Annotated in this window: 19 protein-coding genes; 7 read left to right on the forward strand and 12 right to left on the reverse strand. The window is 65.7% G+C overall.

The window, feature by feature from the left end:
- Positions 1-22 precede the first annotated feature (22 nt).
- On the forward strand, positions 23-493 hold the full coding sequence (locus ACQPW1_RS28220; protein ID WP_433654628.1) for a VOC family protein: 471 nt from the start codon (positions 23-25) through the stop codon (positions 491-493).
- Here the strand turns inward: ACQPW1_RS28220 and ACQPW1_RS28225 are convergent.
- Together ACQPW1_RS28225 and ACQPW1_RS28230 are read right to left on the reverse strand one after the other, a co-directional pair.
- Positions 490-1,629 (reverse strand): hypothetical protein, encoded by a 1,140-nt coding sequence (locus ACQPW1_RS28225; protein ID WP_433654629.1) that lies wholly within the window; start codon positions 1,627-1,629, stop codon positions 490-492. The genes ACQPW1_RS28220 and ACQPW1_RS28225 overlap by 4 nt on opposite strands.
- 196 nt (positions 1,630-1,825) lie before the next feature.
- The gene (locus ACQPW1_RS28230) at positions 1,826-2,782 is read right to left on the reverse strand and encodes an FAD-dependent oxidoreductase (protein ID WP_433654630.1); all 957 of its coding nucleotides are present in this window, start codon (positions 2,780-2,782) and stop codon (positions 1,826-1,828) included.
- Positions 2,783-2,968: 186 nt separating this feature from the next.
- Here ACQPW1_RS28230 and ACQPW1_RS28235 point away from each other — a divergent pair, with 186 nt between their 5' ends.
- Positions 2,969-3,715 (forward strand): helix-turn-helix domain-containing protein, encoded by a 747-nt coding sequence (locus tag ACQPW1_RS28235; RefSeq protein ID WP_433654631.1) that lies wholly within the window; start codon positions 2,969-2,971, stop codon positions 3,713-3,715.
- A 133-nt stretch (positions 3,716-3,848) separates the two neighbouring features.
- On the forward strand, positions 3,849-4,145 hold the full coding sequence (locus ACQPW1_RS28240; protein WP_433654632.1) for an EthD family reductase: 297 nt from the start codon (positions 3,849-3,851) through the stop codon (positions 4,143-4,145).
- Between the two features lie 50 nt (positions 4,146-4,195).
- On the opposite strand, the gene ACQPW1_RS28245 is transcribed toward ACQPW1_RS28240, so the two are convergent.
- Positions 4,196-4,807: a TetR/AcrR family transcriptional regulator gene (locus tag ACQPW1_RS28245; protein ID WP_433654634.1), complete on the reverse strand. Its 612-nt coding sequence runs from the start codon at positions 4,805-4,807 to the stop codon at positions 4,196-4,198.
- A 188-nt stretch (positions 4,808-4,995) separates the two neighbouring features.
- Here ACQPW1_RS28245 and ACQPW1_RS28250 point away from each other — a divergent pair, with 188 nt between their 5' ends.
- Positions 4,996-5,721 carry an MspA family porin gene (locus tag ACQPW1_RS28250; protein ID WP_433654636.1) on the forward strand — a complete coding sequence of 242 codons (726 nt, stop codon included), beginning with the start codon at positions 4,996-4,998 and terminating at the stop codon, positions 5,719-5,721.
- Positions 5,722-5,727: 6 nt separating this feature from the next.
- On the opposite strand, the gene ACQPW1_RS28255 is transcribed toward ACQPW1_RS28250, so the two are convergent.
- From ACQPW1_RS28255 to ACQPW1_RS28285, 7 genes are all read right to left on the reverse strand, one after another.
- Complete coding sequence (locus ACQPW1_RS28255) at positions 5,728-6,900, reverse strand: oxygenase MpaB family protein (protein WP_433654638.1); 1,173 nt, start codon at positions 6,898-6,900, stop codon at positions 5,728-5,730.
- Positions 6,901-6,925: 25 nt separating this feature from the next.
- Entirely contained in the window at positions 6,926-7,975 is a 1,050-nt protein-coding gene (locus ACQPW1_RS28260; RefSeq protein WP_433654640.1) for a polyprenyl synthetase family protein, read from the reverse strand.
- Positions 7,965-8,246, reverse strand: coding sequence for a hypothetical protein (locus ACQPW1_RS28265; protein WP_433654642.1), 282 nt, complete (start codon positions 8,244-8,246; stop codon positions 7,965-7,967). Before ACQPW1_RS28265 ends, ACQPW1_RS28260 begins: the two co-directional genes overlap by 11 nt.
- A gap of 224 nt (positions 8,247-8,470) precedes the next feature.
- Positions 8,471-9,286 (reverse strand): hypothetical protein, encoded by an 816-nt coding sequence (locus ACQPW1_RS28270; protein ID WP_433654644.1) that lies wholly within the window; start codon positions 9,284-9,286, stop codon positions 8,471-8,473.
- 113 nt (positions 9,287-9,399) lie between these two features.
- Positions 9,400-11,112, reverse strand: coding sequence for an amino acid adenylation domain-containing protein (locus ACQPW1_RS28275; RefSeq protein ID WP_433654646.1), 1,713 nt, complete (start codon positions 11,110-11,112; stop codon positions 9,400-9,402).
- Between the two features lie 155 nt (positions 11,113-11,267).
- On the reverse strand, positions 11,268-12,017 hold the full coding sequence (locus ACQPW1_RS28280; protein ID WP_433654648.1) for an IclR family transcriptional regulator: 750 nt from the start codon (positions 12,015-12,017) through the stop codon (positions 11,268-11,270).
- Positions 12,018-12,239: 222 nt separating this feature from the next.
- Complete coding sequence (locus ACQPW1_RS28285; protein WP_433654650.1) at positions 12,240-13,451, reverse strand: phthiocerol/phthiodiolone dimycocerosyl transferase family protein; 1,212 nt, start codon at positions 13,449-13,451, stop codon at positions 12,240-12,242.
- Between the two features lie 171 nt (positions 13,452-13,622).
- Here ACQPW1_RS28285 and ACQPW1_RS28290 point away from each other — a divergent pair, with 171 nt between their 5' ends.
- Together ACQPW1_RS28290 and ACQPW1_RS28295 are read left to right on the forward strand one after the other, a co-directional pair.
- Complete coding sequence (locus ACQPW1_RS28290; protein WP_433654652.1) at positions 13,623-14,240, forward strand: TetR family transcriptional regulator; 618 nt, start codon at positions 13,623-13,625, stop codon at positions 14,238-14,240.
- Between the two features lie 94 nt (positions 14,241-14,334).
- Complete coding sequence (locus tag ACQPW1_RS28295; RefSeq protein WP_433654654.1) at positions 14,335-16,155, forward strand: glycosyltransferase family protein; 1,821 nt, start codon at positions 14,335-14,337, stop codon at positions 16,153-16,155.
- Positions 16,156-16,162: 7 nt separating this feature from the next.
- Here the strand turns inward: ACQPW1_RS28295 and ACQPW1_RS28300 are convergent, their stop codons facing one another.
- Together ACQPW1_RS28300 and ACQPW1_RS28305 are read right to left on the reverse strand one after the other, a co-directional pair.
- A complete protein-coding gene (locus ACQPW1_RS28300) occupies positions 16,163-18,121 on the reverse strand; it encodes an alginate lyase family protein (protein WP_433654656.1) in 1,959 nt (652 codons plus the stop codon).
- Between the two features lie 42 nt (positions 18,122-18,163).
- Positions 18,164-18,907 carry a glycosyltransferase gene (locus ACQPW1_RS28305; protein ID WP_433654658.1) on the reverse strand — a complete coding sequence of 248 codons (744 nt, stop codon included), beginning with the start codon at positions 18,905-18,907 and terminating at the stop codon, positions 18,164-18,166.
- 171 nt (positions 18,908-19,078) lie between these two features.
- On the opposite strand from ACQPW1_RS28305, the gene ACQPW1_RS28310 reads away from it, so the two are divergent.
- The gene (locus tag ACQPW1_RS28310) at positions 19,079-20,383 is read left to right on the forward strand and encodes an FAD-binding oxidoreductase (protein WP_433654660.1); all 1,305 of its coding nucleotides are present in this window, start codon (positions 19,079-19,081) and stop codon (positions 20,381-20,383) included.
- Positions 20,384-20,566: the final 183 nt, after the last annotated feature.

Consider the following 20,566-nt stretch of genomic DNA (forward strand, 5'->3'; position numbering starts at 1 on the left):
CTATTACTGCAAAGGATACGTCATGGTGCCCATTCTGGCCGGCGTGCATCACCTCAAACTTCCCGTGTCCGACCTCGACAGATCGATCGAGTGGTACCGGACGCGGCTGGGCTACGAAGTCGACATCGAGTTCCACGAGCACGAGGTACTCATGGGTGTCAGCCTGCATCACCCGGCGGGCGGTCCGATGCTCGCCTTGCGGCTGGATGCCGAAAAGGCGGCTGCGGCAGCCGGATTCGACTACTTCTCGATCGGCGTGCCGGACAAGGCGGCGATCAGCGCGCTCGCCGACCACCTCAGGGCGCTCGGCGAGCAGCATGCCGGTGTGCATTTCGCGACCATCGGCTGGATCCTGCCCGAACTGCACGACCCCGACGGCCACGAGGTGCGCTTCTACACCGTCGCGTCGCACACCGAGGTCGACCCGGCCCACCCGCTGGTCATCAACGGCGCCCGCGAAACCAGTGCGGCACGCGAGCGCCGAGGAAGTTAGCGCTGCGGCTTCATCTTGTAGTAGCCCCACCGCATATGTTCGTAGGTGCCGAATGATCCCGGCACGGTGTGCACGGGCATTTCGGTGGCGTCCAGAATTCCACCCGACACGTAGTCGGTCGAGTCGGTGTAGAACGTCTTTTCCATCTGAACATCTTGGCCGGGTGCGCATTTCACCTTGATCCAACCGGGGATGGTGTGGAGTGTGAATGGTGGCGTGAGCTGACCCAACGCCGGTCGGCCTTCTCGATAGTCGCCGAACTCGAGGGTGGTTTTCGCGCAGATCCGCGTTCCGGACGGGCGCGCGTCGATCAGCGGTCCCGAGTAACGTCCGTCGTTACGCAGGATGCCGTAGTACTCGCTCGCCCCACCGTCCGGCTCCATCACCGGCGCGTATTCCCAACCGCCCCATGACTTGTTCGGATCCAGCAGGCTGTCTGCGATGCTGCCCATTATCCGCATCCGCCAGTAGCCCGCACGCCAACCGGTGATGTCGATCTGCCGTCCGGCAATGGTCACCGACCCGGTTGCCCTGCTGTTGAGCACGATCTCGTCCATCAACGAATCCGTGCCGGGGTCGCCGCCGACTTTGATCAAACCGTGCGGCCCGGCGACCGGCTCGGTCGCGGTGAAGTCGGCGCTGGCCAGTGGTGAGGATCCCTGCACATGCCAGCTGTTGGAGTCCTCGGCATAGTTGATGTTGTAGGTAGCGCTGCGTAATCCTGGTTTGCCGTCGGCGGTTGCCCAGTCCGGCCAGCCGCCCACCGGTAGCCCGTTCTTGAACGAGGTCACCCCGTTCATCAGCGGGAATTGCGGAGTCTTGTCGTAGGTCAGCTGCCCTATCCCCCACGCTATCGGCCCGCCCTTGCCGATCCCCCTTGCGCCCCAGAACGGTTCCCCTTCAACGACCACGATCATCCGTTGTGGGTTTGCCGGATCCTTGAGCCACCACCAGGAAATGCCCAGATCGCCGAATTCATTGCGCTCCAGCCCCGAATCGGCGGGCGTTGCGACCCGGACCGGATAGTCGTCCGGGTCGATATCGTAGGAACTAGGCTCCCACTCCTGTGATTCCAGTACCGCGACTGCGGCGCCTGGCGAACCGATGACAGCAATCGCTACGGCGGCGAATGCCAAGAATGTGCCGGAACGTTTCCGGCGGCGGTCGGCGGGTGATCGACGGTGACGGTATCGCAAGACTCTGGCAATGGTGAACATATAAACGTGCTTTCTCTCAGTTCGAGCTTCGACTTTGAAGCGAATTACCTATGTAGAGCCTCGCATTTCTGTTGGATTGCAAGAGGTATCGGATCTGAACACGGTTGGTCGGTGGCTAGCGCGCGCCCAGCATCGGTGCGGGTGCGACCACGTCGAAGATGTTGGGCAGTCCGACCGCATAGCGCCGGTCGTCCTCGGCCCGGATTCCCTCGAGCAGTTTCGGCGGCGAGTAGTCCGGCAACCAGCAGCGGTCCTCGCGAACACCGGACTGGTCGAGGATCCCGTTGACGGCGATCCGGGCGGTCTCCATCGCGCTCTCCCGGGAGTCGACCGAGGTCGAGTTACGCACGGAACCGCCCGCGAGGAACAGGTTGGGAATGCTCCCGATAGGGGAAGGCCGCGGTCGACGCCCGGCATTTCCGAGCGCGTCTCCGGCCCGGGTATCGGTCACCTCCCACCCCGAGTTCGACCATTGCAGCGTCGTGTGTGGTGTCCAGCCGACGAAGTTGCCCGGCCGGAATGCGTCAGCCATGCCCGCATACCTGATGAGATTCTCACGCAACTCGACGATGGTTTCCTCGCGAGTGAGTTGCAGCATCGGTTTGCCGTACACGATTCCCGGAACGGAAAACAGTGAGGTGGAGAATATCTCGATATCCAACGCGGCACCGGCTTGGCCGGATCCGTACTGGCGTAGATCTCGCTGCCAGATGGCATTCACGCCGCCGAGGAACATGTACCACCCGTTCTCTGGCGCAATGGCGCCCAGGGTGATGTCGAGCTCCCGGAAGAACAGCTGGAATCCGGTTTCGTAGGCCGGTACGACATTCCACGCATCGTGGAGCCCGCCGTCCGCGGCGAGCAGGTCGGGGGTGAACAGATTCTGCATCTTGTCGCCCGGTATCGCCACGACGAAGTAATCCGCTGCCACATCGATCGTGCGGCCGGACGGATCCTGCACGGTGGCGCCGGTGATCCGGCCGTTGTCCATATTCAGCCGCGTCAGCGTGTGCCGAAGGTTGAACGATGCGCCGTGGGACTCCAGGTAGCCGGCCCACGGATCGAACCACACCTCGGTCTCCGGACCGTCGAAACATATGCCTGCAGGCAGCGTCGATGACGCCGCCGGGTTGACGCCCCAGTAGTACCCGGGCCTGCCTCGGCCGTCCGGAAAATCGGATCGACGAAGAAGGGTGCGGTATTCACGCTGCGCACCCCGGCCGAGGCCCGGCCGACTACCCCGCGCACGCCGCCCCAAGTGCGGTCGCTCCTGATCAGCGGCGAACCGGGTACCGGACGAACCACCGCCGTGCGCCGCCGCCTAGGGACCGAGGCCGCGGACTGGCACGACGCCACCGACACCCTCACCGTTGGCGAAAGGCCTTGGCTGGCAGCACTCGACCGCAGCCTGGACGCCAAAACCGTTGTGGTGATCGAAGATATGCATCTACTACCCGCTGCGGTGGCCCGGCGGGTGTCGGGTGCGCTGGACGCGAGCCACGCTCGGTTCGTGCTCACCAGTGGCCTCGTCAGCGAGATACACGGCGAGCACCGCAATCTGGTCGCGCTGTGTGACGAGTCCGTCGAACTCGGTCCGCTGCGTAGCCGCAGCAGCGAGATTCCCGGCATCGTCCAATCGATGCTCACCGAATACGGTGCGGCAGCGGAACTTCGGTTCACGCCCGGTGTGCTGGCCACCCTGGCCCGGTACTCGTGGCCGGGCAACCTCGGTGAGCTGTCCCGGGTGGTGCGTCAGCTCATCGCCGAACGCAAGGTCGGCGATGTGACGACGACCGATCTGCAAGCCCGATACCGGATTCCGGTCGTCCGGCGCTCGCTGACGCCGTTGGAGCAGGCCGAATGCGACGCCATCGTGGAAGCGCTACGCACCAGCAAGGGCAACAAACGACTGGCCGCGGAACGGCTGGGGATCAGCCGGACCACCCTTTACCGCTCGATCAGTCGCTACGGAATCGCTCTGCCCGACAGCGGCGGCACGGACTAGCCGGACCTGCGGATGTCCACATCTGCAACATCGTCCTCGCGCGCGTGCACACCAGAATTCGGACTGAGTTGCCCTGACAACTCCGATGCCAGTCGGCCCGCGATGGCAGTGCATACCTAGCGAGGAGACCTCCGTGTACCGGCTTACCGTGCTCTATCCCCCACCCGCCGACACCGACCATTTCAAGAACTACTACCTGTCCACCCATCTGCCGCTGACGGCGAAGTTGCCTGGGCTGCAAACGATGCGGTACAGCCTCGACGTCGCCGCGGTCGACGGTGACAGCCCGTATTACGCGATCTGGGAGGCCGAGTTCGAGTCGGTGGAGGCGATGGGTGCGGCGATGGCGTCGCCGGAGGGACAGGCCGTGGTCGCCGACGTTCCGAACTACGCCACCGGCGGGGCGCAGATCATCCACTACGCGATGTGAAACCCTGACGACCTCGGCTGCCCGTCCAGGACATCGCGGGTGGCCGAGGCTTATCGCCCGATGATCCAGTGCAGCAGGCGGGCGAGGCCGGCACTGTGGGTTTGCACCACGTCAAGATCGGGGCGAGCCAACAGTGGCAACCGCAGACCCGCGAGCGTCGAGTGCAGCAGGACCGCGCCCGAGGCGGGCTCGTCGGCGCCGAGTTCGGCGAGCACGTCGGCGATGACCTCACGGATCTCGTCCATCCACTGTGTCGCTACCGCGGCCAGGGCAGGCTGGCGCGCGATCTCCAGGTAGAAACTGAGCAGCGGCATCGCCGGACCCTCCTGGCCGCTCGACAGCCGCAGCAACCACTCGGCCAACTGGTCGATCGGAATCGTTCGCAGATCGGTTGCGGTCCGGAGTTCCTGTACCGCCCGCCTGGCCATCGCGAGGTCCTGACGCATGGCCTCGACGCAGGTTGCCAGGACGAGTTCGGGGCGCGTGGGGAAGTGATAGGTGATCGAGGCCAGCGAGACCCCGGCCGCGGTGGCCAGGTTTCGAATGGTCAGCTCGGCCAGCCCGCGCTGACGGACCAGCTCGAGCACGGTCGCCAGGAGCAGTTCCTGCCGTTGCTGCCCGCGCGCCCGTCGTCCGTCGACCTGCTGACTTTGCGGTGCCACGTTCGACCTCTGCCCCTTCCGTCTCCGGTGTTCCAGTGCCGCTATGGGCTGCCTCACAACTCCAATACAACGTATACGTACGCCTGTACAGTTTTTCTCAGGCGATTGTCGCAACCTATTGGCAATCGGCGACCCAGTGGGTACCCGTCTTGCTCGCGGTGCGATATCCGCCGGAAGGAAAGCCGACGATGTTCCGATCTCTGTTCGACAAGAAGAAGCTTGTGGTTTTGGTCGGCGCAGTAGTGGCCACGGCGGGTGCGGAGCCGGTGGCGGCCGCGCAATTCGTGGACCCGGCGCAATATGGGCTGCAGATTCGGCACCAAGTGTCCGCGGCAACACTGGACGGCTTTCAGCTGATGGTGACCGAGGCGAACACCACCGCGCGAAGCGTCCCGCCGCTGAGCGGAAATCCGCTGAGCCGTGAAGGATTCGTATCGAGCGTGGCGATCGGGCAGGTCGATGGGCCGCCCGGGGCCAGCCTCGGCGGTGCGACACTCGACATCGGCGTCGAGGTCGGCGTGCCTTGGTCGCTGCAGAATATCGGCGTCGATGTATATACCCCGAGTATCGGCGTGAACGGCGGCGTCAATGCCGGAGTGACGGTGCCGCTCACCCTCGGCACCAGTCCTTCGATCGGCATCAGCCCCTCGGTCGGCGCCAGCGCGGGGGTCACGGCCACCGTGCTGCCCGCACAGGAGGTCACGTTCTCGGTGACACCCGGATCGATCACCGAGAAAAGCATCGCGAAGCTCTCACTGACCAGTCAGCTTGTCTACCTTGATCTTTCGGACATTCACCTGAGTGTCGACGGCGCCATCGGGCCAGTCACGGCGCGGCTCTACACGAAACTGACCCTCGCCACGGCGGCAGGCAATACCGAACGCACGGTCTACAGCGACCCGATCCCGCTGTAAGCGGTCTCAGTTTCCCGACCGAAAGACGGCGGGTTCCGGTGGCGTCCAGCGACCGGCGCGCGACGCCGACGAGGAGACCCCGTAGTCGGACTTGAGTTCTTCCGGGATCGCGTACTGCATAACCCGGCCTCTGGTGAGCGAACTGAGCTCGAACCAGGTGGTGAGGTGGCCGAGCCGATCCAGCGCCCACTCCCCCAAAGGTGAACCGTCCTCGATGGATTCGAGCACACCGAGCAGCGCGGGCGCGGCCTTGATCGCGGTGTCCCACGCGGTGCGCGGCACCCCGAGCCAGTCGGCGCAGGTGTCGCCGACGAGGTAGCGGATGAGAGCGCCGACCACCGGGTCGAAGAGCGTGCCGGGCACGACCTCCTCGTACAGATCGATGAGTTGGCGGGTGAGCTTCACCCCCTCCGCGCTCGGACCCATATGCCGAATCATGTAGAGGTCGAGGAATTCTCGCGCCGACTCCACGTCCTTCGGCGCGTGCTCCTGATCGACGCCGAGCATCGCACCGACCACCCGCCAGGCGTAGAAGTAGGCCTCGGCGCCGTCCACGCTCATGTGGATGTTCAACCGGTGCAGGCTGTCCAGGACAAGCATGGAGAACAGCATCTGGCCACCGATCATGTCCTCCTGGCAGATCGGTGTCCCCCATTTAGCTGTGTCCCAACGGTTCTCACGAGCCAGGTGATGCCGAATGGCCGCGTGCAGCAGCCGCACCTTCTGGACGGCGGGCACAAAACGGCCACCGGCCTCGAAGGCGTCCGGCTGCATGAGATACACGGTGAACTGCCCTGTCTCGGCCATGCGTTTGGACGGATACTCCAGGGAGTGCGTGGCGGACAACAGTTTCGCGACTGGCGGCACGACGTAGCACGCAGGCATAGCCGCGAAAGACAGCGCGGTGGAGATGTGCACGTTGTTGTCGATGAAGAACAGCCTGGCCTTCTCCATCTCGTCCCAGTCCACCCAGGAGGGCGGGGCGGCGGTCGATTGTAGGTACTCGCGGGCGACGTCGGGCAGGTCGTCGGGCAGCGGCGAACCGGCGGCGGAGACATAGCGCATCAGCGTGTTGAACTTGCCGACCTCCCCACGCTCGAACAGGGTGGCCACGGTGGCATCGGCGAGTTCGTCACCGTGCAGTCGCAGCGCGTCCATGGACTCCTGTGTGTAGCTCATCGAGACTCCTTGCGTCGGTGGCGAATCAGTAGCGGCGAGTGGTCGCCGCGTGGGCCAGCTCGGTCAGCGCGCGGGCGGCGGGCGCGGGCACCCCGGACAAGGCGTGCGTGGCCTCCTCGACCCTGGCGGTGATCATCTGCTCGATCCGGTCGGGGGCGCCGACCTCGGTCATCAGGTCGCGCAGTGCGCACAGGTCCGCGTCGTCGGGTTCGGCCAAGTCCAGTAGCCGGGTCAACTGTTCGCGCTGCAGGCTGTCCACCGCCCGCCATGTTTCGGCGAGCAGCGCGGTGGGGCGGCGGGCACGCAGATCGTCGAGATTCGCCTTGCCGGTGCGGGATTCGTCACCGAACAAGCCGAGCAGATCGTCACGCAGCTGGAACGCTTCACCGAGCGGTAATCCGTACGCGGAGAACGCTTTCCGCAGCCGTCCGTCGGCACCGCCCAGCGCGCCTCCGATGAGCAGTGGTTGTTCGACGGTGTACTTGGCCGTCTTGTATCGCACCACCTTCAGCGACTCGGTCACATCCGGAACCGCACCGGTGCAAAGGATTTCGAGGCACTCCCCGGCGATCAGCTCCCTGGCCAGCACCGCCCACAGTGGGCGCGCCCGTGACAGGTAGGCCGCGGGCAGACCGCTAGTCACGAACAGCTGACCAGCCAACGCCATCAGCAGATCCCCCACCAGCATGGCGAGGGCCTTTCCGGTCTGCTCGAACGCGGGCGTGCGCTGCCGCGGTGCGTGCAGGGCGGTCTGCGCAGTGGGCAACCCATGCCGGAGCGGGCTGTCGTCGATGATGTCGTCGTGCACGCTCGCCGCCGCGTGCACCAATTCCAAGGCGGCCGCGGCCTTTACGAAGGCGTCACTGTCCGGTTGTCCGGCCGCGCGCCAACCCCAGTAGCAGAACGCCGCGCGCAGCCGTTTGCCTTGCCCGCTCGCCAGCACGAGCTGGTCGGCGACCGGAAGTAGGCGCGGATCGATATCGAGCAGTTGGTCGCGTTCCCGTCCGACGAACTCCTCGAGGATGTCGTCGACGCGAGCCTTGAAAGCGCAGGCGTCGTACCGATCAGTCCGCACCGGAACCGTTCTCGCGCGCGACCACCTGCTGCGCGAGAATCTCCAGATGAGCGGGCGGCAAGAGCGCATTCCGGTCCAGCGCCAACCGCCCGCGCGCCTTCAGGTCGCTCTCCGCCGCACCCGCCAGCCCCGGCAGGTCCGACCGCCGCAAGAACCCGAGCGCCCGGTCCACCACGGGCCCGACCCGGCTGAGGGCCAGATCCGCTAGACCGGCGGCTAGGAGTACCGCGCCCTCTCCCCTCGAGCCACGCTGATTCGACCTCTGCGACATGCGATCACGCTCCTGTCCACACGATCGGCACCCTGCGCCGCGACCCGGAAACGCTCAACAGGCCCGACACCGCCAGTGTCCCAGCGGCTGCGGGCGGACGCGCCGAGAATTGGCAGGACAACCAGTTGTCCTCCGAATGCGGGCTTCCCACACCGCCTTCCAGCGATGCTTCGCGAGAGTCCGTGGGCTGGGACCATTTCAGATCGACATGGAGGTCCCCGGGGCTACACGGAGGGCGCCTCCCGCATCAGACGCGCGAAAGCTCGCAAGCCCGCGAGGATCTCCTGCTGATCGGTAATGCCGTCGAGCGCGGAATCAAAGCGGGCCACCATGGCGGTGCCACGCTGGTCGACCGCGGCGACCCGCTCGACTACCTCGGCCTGGTCGCGGGCCACGACCTCGCGCATAGTGCGCTGTTCCTCGCGGGCCCGCTGATCCAGCCGCCGCACCTCATCGCGCAGCTCGTCGACCTGACGCGCATCGGCCTCGGCTCGAGCACCGGCGTGCGACTCGGCGGCATCGAGCCGCTCGGTCAGGAACCGCACCTGTTCGAGCAGTGTGCGCACATCGTCCGGCGGATAGGCCGCCTCCAGCGAGATGGCCGCGATCCGGGCCCGCAGGTAAGCGAAATACGCTGCCGCAGGCCGGATCAGCACGGTCACGAGGAAGAACCCGGCGACGTAATAGCCGATCTCGTAGCCGGTGCACAACGCGACCACCGCGGCGATGACCGCCGACACCACATGCGACCCGATCGCCACCAGCAGCAGCCGTTTGGCCAAGGTCTCGACTTCTCGCGCCCGCCCCACCGGCGCCACGATCTCCCGCTCGCGTGCCTTCTCGAGCCGATGCGCTACTTGCCGCGCACCGAAATACAGGTTCCACGGCACGGTCAACACCGCGACGAACCAGAAGAACGCAACAAACCCCAGCCCGCCCCCGATCACCGTCGACGCCGCCAGATCACCCCAAATCGCCAGCGCGGCAACAACGATCACCAAACCCGTCACCGCCCAGAACAATCCCCAGTACTTCTGCATCCATCCAGCATCTGCGACCCGCCCCGCTGGCAACACCGTATGACTACTCGAGTTCAGCCGAGCAAGGTCTCTGTAAGCGAGGCCTCCCGGGTGGCCGCGTGAGTCAGCGCCGGTTACGCCGTTCGTTGGGCCGACCAGCGCCCCTCGACCAGTCCGGCGCGCGCGGCCGGCTGCTCGGAGTGGGCGCCCACGACGCTCCGCGCTAGACGTCGCGATGCCCCCTGCGCACCACCTGCCTGTGAAATCGCCGCCGGGCGCGCGTGCACTTGCTCGACCGCTCTGCGACGCAGTTGTGCCCGGTCTTGTTTTCCGTTGCGAGTCAACGGAATCCGGCGAGTACGCACGAAGCGGCTCGGGACAGCCGCCGGGGGCAGCTGCCCGCCGAGACAGCCTCGCAGCCGCCGAAACAAACCATCCGGTTCGCAGTCGAGATCGGCGGGCTGAATCCACGCGACCATGGTGGTGTCGCCATCGACGTCGACCGCGACCACCACGGCGGCCGCGACTTCCGGATCCGCGAGCAGACAGCGTTCGATCTCGCCCGTCTCGATCCGCTGTCCACAGATGGTCACTTGGTCATCAATGCGGCCCAGGTACTCCAACTCGCCGTCGACCAGCCGCACCCGATCTCCGGTTCGATGGAGCATAGGAACAGACGAACCTTCGGGCGCCGTGACGAACGCGCGCGCCGTCAGGTCCGGCTGGTTCAGATAGCCCTGCGCCAGCGGGACGCCACCGATGTGCAGTTCGCCCTCGTCACCCGGCCGCACCGGCTCGCCGTCCGCACCGAGCACGCTCAGCACGCAGTTGTCGATCGGACGGCCGATATACACCGAGCCGATGTCCTCCGGCCTGGCCGGACAGGTCCACGCCGTCACGTCGAGCGCGGCTTCGGCCGGACCGTACAGATTGTGCAGCGCCGCGGGCAGCGTCGCCGCGAACTGCCGCGCCACCGGCGCTGGTAGTGGTTCACCGCTACAGAACACGTGCCGCAGCGAAGTGCACGCGGCCGCGTCCGGCCACCGTAGGAACTCCCGCAGCATGCACGGAACGAAATGACAGATGGTGATCTGATGCCGGACGATTGCCTGGGCCACCGCCACCGGATCCCGGTGCTCCCCCGATGGCAGGAAGACGCAGCGCGCCCCCGCGATCAGCGGCAGCAGCAGCTCCCATCCGGACATATCGGAAGTGACCGGGGTCTTCTGCAGGATTCGGTCGGCGGCACCGACTCGATAGGTGTCGCGCATCCATTCCAGGCGGTTGCACAGCGCGAGACCGGCCCCGACGATGCCCTTCGGCGTGCCCGTGGATCCCGACGTGAACAGCACATACGCCGGTTGATCCGACGGCACCTCGGCTAGCGGGTCCAGCTCGTCCGCGTCGGACTCACGAGGCATGTCCACGGCGCGCAAACCGCACTCGACGACCGCTTCCCTACCGGCGCCCGTCACCAATGCCACTGCGCAATCAGCGATCTCGGTGACCTGCCGCATCCGCGCCGAGGATTCGCTCGGGTCGACCAGCAGATAGGGCAGGCCCGCCTTCAGCACCCCGAGCAACGCGACGAGCAGCGCCGGCCCGCGCGGAACCGCGACCGCGACCGGTCGGCCATGCGGAGCCGTAGCGCGCAGCAGCCGCGCCACCCGATCCGACCGCAACTCCAGCTCCCGATACGTCAGCTCGCTGGAACCATCGGATACCGCGATCGCCGCAGGCGCTGCCATCGACACCGCCCGAACCAGCCCCGGAACCCCATGCCGAACGGTGCGCTGCACCGTCCGGCCACGTAACTCCAGAGCCGCGACCGAGAATTGCTGATGCAACCAGACCTCCACACTCCGACACCCATGTCCTGAATGCCACCGTAGATCGCACCAACCCCGCGAGAAACAACCCTGACGCAACCTTTACGAGGTTGGAGACACGGCTCACGAAATGCGGCGGACGCTGACGTATCGCGCCCGCCAGCGGCACCGGTTCATTCCCTGTTCGGCACTCCGGGGTGCATGGCGATGGCGGAGATCAAGGCGGTTCGGCGCAAGTTACCGAGGACTTCCAAGGGGCGCAGGCGGTCGGCTCGGTCGCAGACACCGATGGCGGCGTGGATGCCGCTATCGGTGTCGGGCAGGGCTACCGCGACGCACGCGACGCCGGGTGCGTACTGCTCGCGGTTGTAGGCGAAGCCGGTCCGGCGGATGGTCCGCAGTTCGGCGGCCAACGCGGACCTCGCACCGGCTGACGCGACTTCGATGAACGGGTAGGTGGGAAGGGCGTCGGGTCGGCGCCGCAGCCCGGACAGCAATACTTTTCCGACGGCGGTGCAATGGGCCGGTGCCCAATCGCGTTGGCGGGACGGCGTTTTGATCACGGTGTGGCCGAACAGACTTGATACGTAGTGGACGCCGCCGTCGCCGAGCACGCCGAGGAAAACCACGGATTGGGTCGAGTTGTGCAGGTCGATGAGATGCGGCAGGACCGTGGATCGCAGGCTCAGATCATCCCGACTCATCGTTACGGCCCAATCGATTACGCCGTCGCCGAGCAGGTAGCGCTCGCCAACCCTGACGACGAGGTCATAACGCACCAGGGCCGCCAACAACCGGTGGGTCGTTGATTTCGCGAGGTGGACCAGCTCCACGACTTCGCGCAGTTGCAGTGGATAAGACGAGTCACCCAGGGCCTTCAGCACGAGGAGCACCTTGTCGACCGAAGTCAGTTTCTCCTGCACCGAGACCCCCCTCCGACTTTCGTATCAGGAGGCATTTGCGGCAACCGAACCAATCGACGGCGGGACCGACCTATGCATTCAGGCTACCGCACTGCCGAACATCCTTGTACAGAAAGACCTTTCGGCTCGGAGCTCCCCAGATGCGAAGGGCGAACGGTCGATAGATTCGTATGCCGAAACTCTGATACCGCAGGCAATTCCGCCTCGAAGATGCTGCCCTAATCAGAATGCCCTAGCCAAGCTGTGCAGCTGATCGGCGAGGAGTTGGCTCGTCTCGGCGGAGCGAGCGGAGGTGTCGATGGTGAGCTGGCCGTCATAGGTGGTGATGACGTAGGGGGCGACGGCTGTCATGGGGTTGCTCGGCATGACCGGGTAGAAGTCTTCGATGGTGAGGTCGGGCGGGGTCGGCAAGTGCGGGATGACGCCCCAATTCGTCGATATCACCATTGTCGACAGAAACTCCGCGGGGTTGATCGAATCCCCTTGCGCGGTGGCGGCGGCCATGAACTGGGAGCTGCCGGCGAAGACGGCGCCGGTGGCGACTCCTTCGCGAAGGTTGCCGGTGATCGCTCGGGCCAGCGCGAGGAGGTCGTCGTCGGCGTGCGAATCCGCCGTAAAGTAGGCCATACCAAGGACATTGGTGCCCTCGGGATACCCGACCCGCGGGGTGAGTCTGGAGCGCAGGTCGACGGGATAGGTGTAGTGCAAGGTGGCGATGTCGACGCCGCGGCTTTGGGCGGTGGCGGCCAGCAGGGCCGCGGAGACGAGGCCATTGATCGTGGTCCCCTGGCTACGCCCGGCTGCGAGCAGCGCGGCGGTGTCGGCGGCGGAGAGACGAGTGCGAACGCGTTCGGGCGGGGTCGACGGGATATCGACGTCGGCGAGGGCGCCGAGTACGTTCTCGTCCGGCAGCACGGTCGGACCGACATCGATGCCGCGCTGATCGAGCAGGTGCTCGAGGGAATGGGGGTAGTCGTGGCGATGTGGCGCGGTCAATTCATCTGCGACACAAGCGGTATAGAGGTGCCATAGTTCGGATAGCAGGTGTAGCGAGTGGTGGCCGTCGGCAATGGCGTGATGGGTCAGCAGGGTGACCGTGGCCGTGTCGTCGCTGCCGCGCACCGTGTGGATCGCTGCGGCGCGGTCGGCCAGGTCGGGCAGTCCGAACAGCGGTTCGTCGGTGGGGCCGGTCACCTCATCGACCGCGGCGGACAGTTCCGGCGCGGCTTCGATGGACGGCTGGCTCACATGGTCGAGCACCAGCCGGGCGGACAGGATCGGGTACGCCTCGCGCAGGATCGCGAACGCCTGTGCCAGCGCGGCCGAGTCGAGCTTGCCGCGAACTCGCGCGGCATACCCCACGTAGAGCCCGAACCGGAAATGCGTCACCTCGCTCGGCGCGAGCGGGCGAACCAACAGTTGTGACGACGTCATGAAACTGGCTCCTTCGACTTCACCAGAGGGGTTAGAGAAGCCCGAATCCGGCCCTTAGCGGCATTGGCAGGGGAGGTCGGCTACCCACAGGCTAAGCACGAATGGCAGACTCTGCCATAGTGGCAATGCCTGCCATATGGGTAATTTCTGCCACTTTGCTAGGCTGGAGTGATGCAGCACACAGACGCCGCCGACGAGCGCCGCGGCCCGGACCTGCGGGAGCGCCGACGGCGGCAGACCGAGCTGGAGATCCATATGGCCGCGGTGGCACTGGCCGTCGAACGAGGCGCGGACCAGGTCACCGTCGATGACATCGCCGCGCGTGCCGGGGTGTCGGCGCGCACGTTCTTCCGCTACTTCGCCACCAGGGACAGTGCGCTCGTCTACGACCGGTGGGCGTTCAGCAACGCCGTCGACGCGATGTTCGCGCGGATGGATCCGCACGAGGTGCGCATGCACGACATCGAGCAGGTCTTCGGCAGCGTGCTGGCCGATCTGGACGACGATCCCGACCTCGCCGCCTCGGTGAGCGTGTACGAGACCATCACGTCATCGCCACAGCTGATGGCGGCGGCAACGGCCGCGACGAACGCGCGGACCGACGGGTTGCTCGCGACGATCCCCGCCACGGAACGCTCGCGAGTGCGGTTCTTGCTCGCCGTCGCCAGCACGGTCCTGTTCGCGACCTTCACCGAGTGGATCGAATCCGGTGCGCCCAGTGGTGCTTCCGACGCTCCGCCCGCGCTCTCGTTCTATCGGCGCCTTTGTGACGAGCTCAGGACGCTCTGAAGTTGCCATAGTTTCACCAGCGGCAACAATGGCAATGATGCATTCCGATTCGGGTAATGATCGATGCCAGCAGGACGAAACTGAGGTGCCACCGATGAGCCATGGGCCTGCTGACGAACCGACATTCCTGCGGTTCGGGCCCGTCAACTGGCAACCGGAGGATCGTCGGACCATCGAGCGGCTGCACCAACGCATCCGCGAGTTGGAGCGAGAACTGGGTATCGAGGGGCCGCTCGGGACGCCGGTAGTCGACATACCCGCGACGCCGCGAACGGTGGGACCGATCGCGCGACCCGAGCTGGCAGTTGCGGTAATCCTGACCGACGACGCACGCTCGACGTTCGGTTACGAGTGGGATCAGGCCGAATTCGGCCCCGACGAATGGCGGACTGTGCTCCCGGACCGGCGGCCGGACCTGTTGTTCGTGGCGGCCACGGGGCTTGATCGCTGGTCGGCTGGCGAGTCCGAACTTCGCTCCGTGATCGACCGGTGCCGGGCCGAGCGAATCCCGACGGTGTTCTGGATTGATTGTGCCCGTTCGGATTTCGATGCCTTCGCCGACGTGGCGCGGCTGTTCGACCACGTCTTCACCGCCGCTGCCGACATGGTGGTCGAATGCCGGGCGGCACTGGGACACGATCGAGTCGCCATGTTGGCACCGGCGGCGCAGCCCCGGCTGTACAACCCGGTCCAGGGCAAGTTCGATCGCAGCCACGACATCGGTTACGCGGGTCCGTATGCCCGCCAAGAGGATCCGGGATTCCGCGAACAACTGGACACCGTCCTGCGGCCGCTGTGCCGGACGGGCCTGCACATCTTCGCCGAAGACGCCCGACACCACTGGCCGCCGAACCTGTTGCCGCACATCGTCGGTGACGTAGTCGACGTCGACCTGCCCACCGTGTACTCGATGTACAAGGTATTCCTGTCCGTGCACTCGGATCTCGACTCGCCGGTCGACCGCCAAGTCGTCGAACTCGCCGCCTGCGCCACCCCGATCGTGTCCACTCCGTCGACGGCCATCCGCGATACTTTCGGCGCACTGATCCCGATGGTCGACACGGAACTGGCTTCCTTCAACCAGATCCAGCACCTCCTCAACAGCCCGGAACTGCGTGCACGCCAAGGACATCTGGCCATGCGTGCGGTCCACGACAGCCACCTGACCTCACATCGGGTGGACCAGATCCTGCGCACCGCAGGCCTCCCGGTGCCCACCCGATCTCGCCCGATCTCGGTGGTGCTGTCCACCAGGCGCACCGCACAGATCGACCACGCCATCGCCTCGGTGGCCGGACAGGTCCATCGCCCGCTGCAGCTCATCGTCATTCTGCACGGCCTCGACATCGATCCGGCCACCGTCCGAGAGAAGGCGGTGGCCGCCGGGATCTCCGATGTCGTAGTGCTGCGTGCCGCCGACACACTGACCCTCGGCGCCTGCCTGAACCTCGGAATCGACGCCGCCGAAGGCGATTTCATCGCCAAGATGGATGACGACGACCTCTACGGCGCGCACTACCTGTCCGACCTGGTCCGCGCTTTCGACTACACCGAGGCCGAACTGGTCGGCAAGGGCGCGCATTACGCCTACTTCGCGGGCGACAACACCACGATGCTGCGACTGCCCGGCTACGAGCACCGCTACGTCAACCGACTGCACGGTGGCACGTTCCTGGGCAAAGCAGATCTATTGCGCCACTACAAGTTCGCCGACGTCAGCCTCGCCGAGGACAGCGCACTGCTCGCCCAGCTCAACGCGGACGGCATCAAGATCTACGCCACCGACCGCTTCAACTTCATCTACTGGCGCACCGACGATCTGACCGCGCACACCTGGCAACCAACCGACAACGCACTGGTGCGCACCGCCCAGTTCGCCTTCGTCGGGCGTCCACATGACCACGTACTGATCTGAGAACCCTTCACAGGAACCAGTACGGCCTGATGCCGTAGGACGAGTCCAACACCGCGGGATTCGAAACATACCGTGCTGCAACCACTTCCCGGGAAGTGTTGCCCTCGCCGAAATGCTCCTCGTAGGCCATTCGGATCGGCGCGAGTCGATGGGCATCGAGGTCGCCATTCATCCACGGCGCCGCGGGATTCAAGCCCGCCAGCAGCGCACGGCGCATCCCACGGCCATCGGCGGTCTCGTAATGCCACAGGTCCGCACCGCACCACCGCGCGAGCCCGGCCAGTCCGATCCAGCCCTGTAGCGACAAGCAAGTGTGGTGCCCCAGATGAGGACCGACCTGTTCTAGCGGCTGGGAGCCGTCGACGGCGAACTGGAGACGCAGCCGCTCCCGGAACCGGCGCAAGACGCCGACGAGGCTCGCCGCGTCACCCAGGTACGCTGCGACCGCGCCGAGTTGCAAATCGTAGAAAGTGCCGTGGCTGTTGCGCTTTCGCCGTTCGTCAACGCCGTGGTCGCTGGTCACCAGCCAGTCCCGGTACTCGGTCAGCCAGCGGCGCAGGGCCGCGACATCGTCGGCCCCGAGGGTGCCCGATCGCTCCAAAGTGCGTGCGGCGTCAAGGAAGTAGTAGAGGTCCTTCGCGTCGCTGATGCCGTGCTGCGAAGCCTGATCGGGACGCACTCGGGCATATCGGAGGTGCGGATTCATCCGCGTCTGCGGGTCGACGAACCAGCAACGTATCAGTGCCGCCGCGTGATCGGCGTAGCACTGATCCTTGGTCGTCTCCCATGCCAGGGCGCACAGGGTGCTGTCGTCGAACAACCGCTGCAGCCCGGTCCGGTCATCCGAGGTGTAGTCGTGAATGTCTCCGCTGGGTGCCACCGTGGCCTTGCGTGTCACGGACTGGGTGCCGCGGCCAATAGCCTGCTGAGCGTGGGACTTCAGGTCCGCGGTGAGCTCACGTGCGTTGCCGACCACCTCTCTGCGCAGCCAGTCGAGCCGTTCGGGCTGGTAGTACACCGGCTCGCCGGGGTCGACCCGGGCGCTCAGCACCGAGCTGTCCAGCTCGTCGATCATCGACAGGATCGCGGCCGTCCGCGCTATCCCCCGGTGCAGCAAGGATTTCGGACCGCGCTCCTGTCCGGGGTTGCCCGAATCCAGCCTGGCCACCCAACCCGCGGTGATGAACTGGCCCGCCTCCACCGACGGTGGGTTGGCGGGCAGATCCCACGGTGAGGTCGACCAGGTATCCCAGATCCCGGCGACCCCGATGCGGGTCAGCAGATCGGTCTTGTTGCGCCAACCGTAGGGATACCGCTCGTCGAACTCCTCGACGGCGTCGGCGCGGAACATCACCTGCGGCTCTTCGGTCGCGTGCGCGGCCACCGTCGGACTGGACAGCTCGTCGTTGCTGCACAGCCTGGCCATCGGCACCACAATGTACTTGGCGCTCGGATGTTCTTCGATCGACCGGGTGATTGCCTTCCAGGCCCCTTCGGTCAGGAAGCAGTTGCCATCCCACGGCAGGACCCACCGGGCGGTGCGTCGACCTTCCCGCAGCGCGAGATTGCGTGCGCCGTTCACGTTCATCGCGTAGACGACCTTGCGGCGCCGCGCACGATGCTCGGCCCACCGCCTGTCCGGCGCGTGGCAGCCATCGAACTCCGCCGAGTAGAACAGCGTCGGATCGGGGAAGCAGTCGAGATCCCAGTCCTGTTCCGCGTACTCGTCGAGATCGAAAGGGATTCGCAGATAAGGCTGTTCGTAGTCCTCGAGCATCGCCAAGACGGCATCCTCGTCCGCGCGATGGACGATGCGGTTCACCATCCAGCGCTTGGTGCAACCCGGAAAGTTTGGTTCGTTCTCCAGAATGAATCGGACGTTGTCGAGTGACTGGCCGGTGCGATGCCGTGGCGGCAGGTCGTTGCCGATGGTCCGGTAGAACGTGAATGTCGTCGCAGGCTGCACGAGGACCATATTGGGGGTTGCTCGCCGAACGCGCTCAGTGGACTACACCTCTATCTCCTGAATGAAGTTGAGCTTGACCTTCATCGGGCGACGGGTCCGATTCGCGATGAGGTCGCCGCGCTTCAGGTTTTCCCGCATCCGCGCAAGATTGGCGGCCTGCATCTCCTGGTAGGTCAGGTCGGTGCCGCAGTAACGGATCTTCTCCTCGATGCTGTTCCGGATGGCCGGCAACCCGCCCTGCACGAGTTGCCGGTGCTCGAGGCCCGACGCCCGCGCCCGTTCGACCAGATCGAGATCTTGCACCGCGACGGGGTACATCTCTTCGTCGTACCCACCCAGTGCCATGAAATGGGTACGGGGCAAACCGATTCGACCGTACGTGCCGTCCGATCCGTCCTCGTACCGGTTCTGGATCACCGTGTCGCCGTGCTGCGCCCAGACCGCCCGCCAGCTGACGATGGTGTCACCGATGAAGTTGTCAGCGTCCAGATTCACCAGCAGATCGCCGGTGGCGGCGAAGTGCGCGAGATTCTTCGCCTTGGAGCAATGGAAGAACTGCTCGGTCCCCTCGTGGATGTACCGCAGGACACCGCTGTCGATGTGCGCACCGAACTGCCGCACCCACTCCTCGAGATCATCGTCGGAGTTGTAGTTCACCAGCACGATCTCCGACCGGCCATCGGCCAGCACCGTTTCGAGATTGACCGGCAACGTCTGTTGCAACTGCCAGAGCCGGTTCTTGCAGGTGACGCAGAACGAGATCTTGTCCGGGCAACCAGATTTCATGCGGCACAGCCTCCCACAGGCGTGACGAGTTCGTCGCGGTGCCGACCGACCAGGTCGTGGACGGCTCTGAGCAGGACTGATCGTTATGGGTCGGCTCGGATGTCACACTTGCCCGCCGCATATCGTCATCCAGGCAGCAACGTAATAGGAAACATTGAGTGAGGCAGAACAATGGGTATCGAGGATCTACGCAGTGCGGTTCGTGGGAGTGTGCTGCTGCCGGGTGACGAGGCATTCGAGCAGACGGCGCGGCCGTGGAACGTGGCGGTAGCGCAGTCGGTGGCGGCCGTCGTCGAGGTCGCGGACGCCCAGGATGTCGTGGATGTGCTGCAGTACGCAGGTCGTGCGGGTCGTCAGGTGGTGACACAGCCGACCGGGCACGGCGCGACCGGCGATATCGACAACGCGATTCTCGTCCGTACCGGCGCACTGAATCACCTCGAGATCGATGCCGAGCGTCAGGTGGCGAGGGTCGGCACCGGCGCGCAGTGGGGCGCGGTGCAGGCCGCGGCCGCCGCACATGGACTGACCGGGCTAGCCGGTAGCAACCCGGTGGTCGGAGTGACCGGGTACACCCTCGGCGGCGGCTTCGGCTGGTTCGCCCGCAAGCACGGCTGGGCCGCGAACGCGGTGCGCGCCTTCGAGATCGTCGACGCGGCCGGCCAGCGCGGCCGCATCACCGCCGATACCGATCCGGAGCTGTTCTGGGCGCTGCGCGGTGGCGGCGGCGACTTCGCGATCGTCACCGAAATCGAGTTCGACCTGTTCCCGCTGCCGCAGCTGTACGGCGGCGGGGTGATGTGGTCGGCCGAACGCACCCGCGAGGCGTTCGAACTGTTCACCGAACTCACCACCGACGCGTCCCCGGAGCTGTCGGTCTGGTTGCAGCGCTACCAGATTCCCGGCCTCGCGCCGACCGTCGCCCTCGACTTCGCCTACCTCGGCGATCCCGCGGAAGGCCGCGAGCTGACCCATCGCCTGGACAGCATCGACGGCATCATCGCCGACACCCGAGGCGCGCTGACCCCCGCACAGATCGGTCAGATCACCGCCGAGCCCACCGACCCGAGCCCGTCGCTGTCGCGCGGCGAACTGCTCACCGATCTCGGTGACGCGGTGGTGAAGACACTCATCGATGCGCCGACCGCACCGCTGCTCAACATCCAGATCCGCAATCTGGGCGGCGCGCTGGCCGAAGCCCGCCCCGACAGTGGCGCCCGCGGTCCGGTCAGCGAACCGTACGCGCTCTACCTGCTCGGCCTGCCGAACCCGAGCAACGACGTCCGGACCCGGTTCGGCGAGATCCTCGGCGCACTCGGTCCGCACATCACCGGGTCCAAGCCGTACACCTTCCTCGCCCCCGGCGAGTCTGCTGCGGACGCTTTCGACCCGGAAACCCTTGCGCGGCTTCGGAAGATTAAGCAGGCCCGGGACCCGCATGGCGTCATCCGCGCCAACTTCCCGGTGCACGGCTGACGTCACCACATCGAGCGTCATCCCGGTAAGCAGCACCACCGCTTACCGGGATGACGCATTCAGCCATGCAGGGTGAACCGGTAGGTGAGCTCAGTCGATCCCTTTCGGCCGGGGCCGAGGTCTACATGGTGTGGGCGCGGCGCACCAGGCCGGGCTCGATCGCGTAAGCCGAGCAGAAAGCCG

The organism is Nocardia sp. CA-128927 (assembly GCF_050955855.1).
Taxonomy (GTDB): domain Bacteria; phylum Actinomycetota; class Actinomycetes; order Mycobacteriales; family Mycobacteriaceae; genus Nocardia.

Excerpts from the sequence above, each read along its gene's own strand:
- ACQPW1_RS28220 (WP_433654628.1), top strand. The coding sequence starts at position 23 with ATGGTGCCCATTCTGGCCGGCGTGCATCACCTCAAACTTCCCGTGTCC.
- ACQPW1_RS28250 (WP_433654636.1), top strand. The coding sequence starts at position 4,996 with ATGTTCCGATCTCTGTTCGACAAGAAGAAGCTTGTGGTTTTGGTCGGC.
- ACQPW1_RS28255 (WP_433654638.1), bottom strand. The coding sequence starts at position 6,900 with ATGAGCTACACACAGGAGTCCATGGACGCGCTGCGACTGCACGGTGAC.
- ACQPW1_RS28265 (WP_433654642.1), bottom strand. The coding sequence starts at position 8,246 with ATGTCGCAGAGGTCGAATCAGCGTGGCTCGAGGGGAGAGGGCGCGGTA.
- ACQPW1_RS28270 (WP_433654644.1), bottom strand. The coding sequence starts at position 9,286 with ATGCAGAAGTACTGGGGATTGTTCTGGGCGGTGACGGGTTTGGTGATC.
- ACQPW1_RS28285 (WP_433654650.1), bottom strand. The coding sequence starts at position 13,451 with ATGACGTCGTCACAACTGTTGGTTCGCCCGCTCGCGCCGAGCGAGGTG.
- ACQPW1_RS28290 (WP_433654652.1), top strand. The coding sequence starts at position 13,623 with ATGCAGCACACAGACGCCGCCGACGAGCGCCGCGGCCCGGACCTGCGG.
- ACQPW1_RS28295 (WP_433654654.1), top strand. The coding sequence starts at position 14,335 with ATGAGCCATGGGCCTGCTGACGAACCGACATTCCTGCGGTTCGGGCCC.
- ACQPW1_RS28305 (WP_433654658.1), bottom strand. The coding sequence starts at position 18,907 with ATGAAATCTGGTTGCCCGGACAAGATCTCGTTCTGCGTCACCTGCAAG.
- ACQPW1_RS28310 (WP_433654660.1), top strand. The coding sequence starts at position 19,079 with ATGGGTATCGAGGATCTACGCAGTGCGGTTCGTGGGAGTGTGCTGCTG.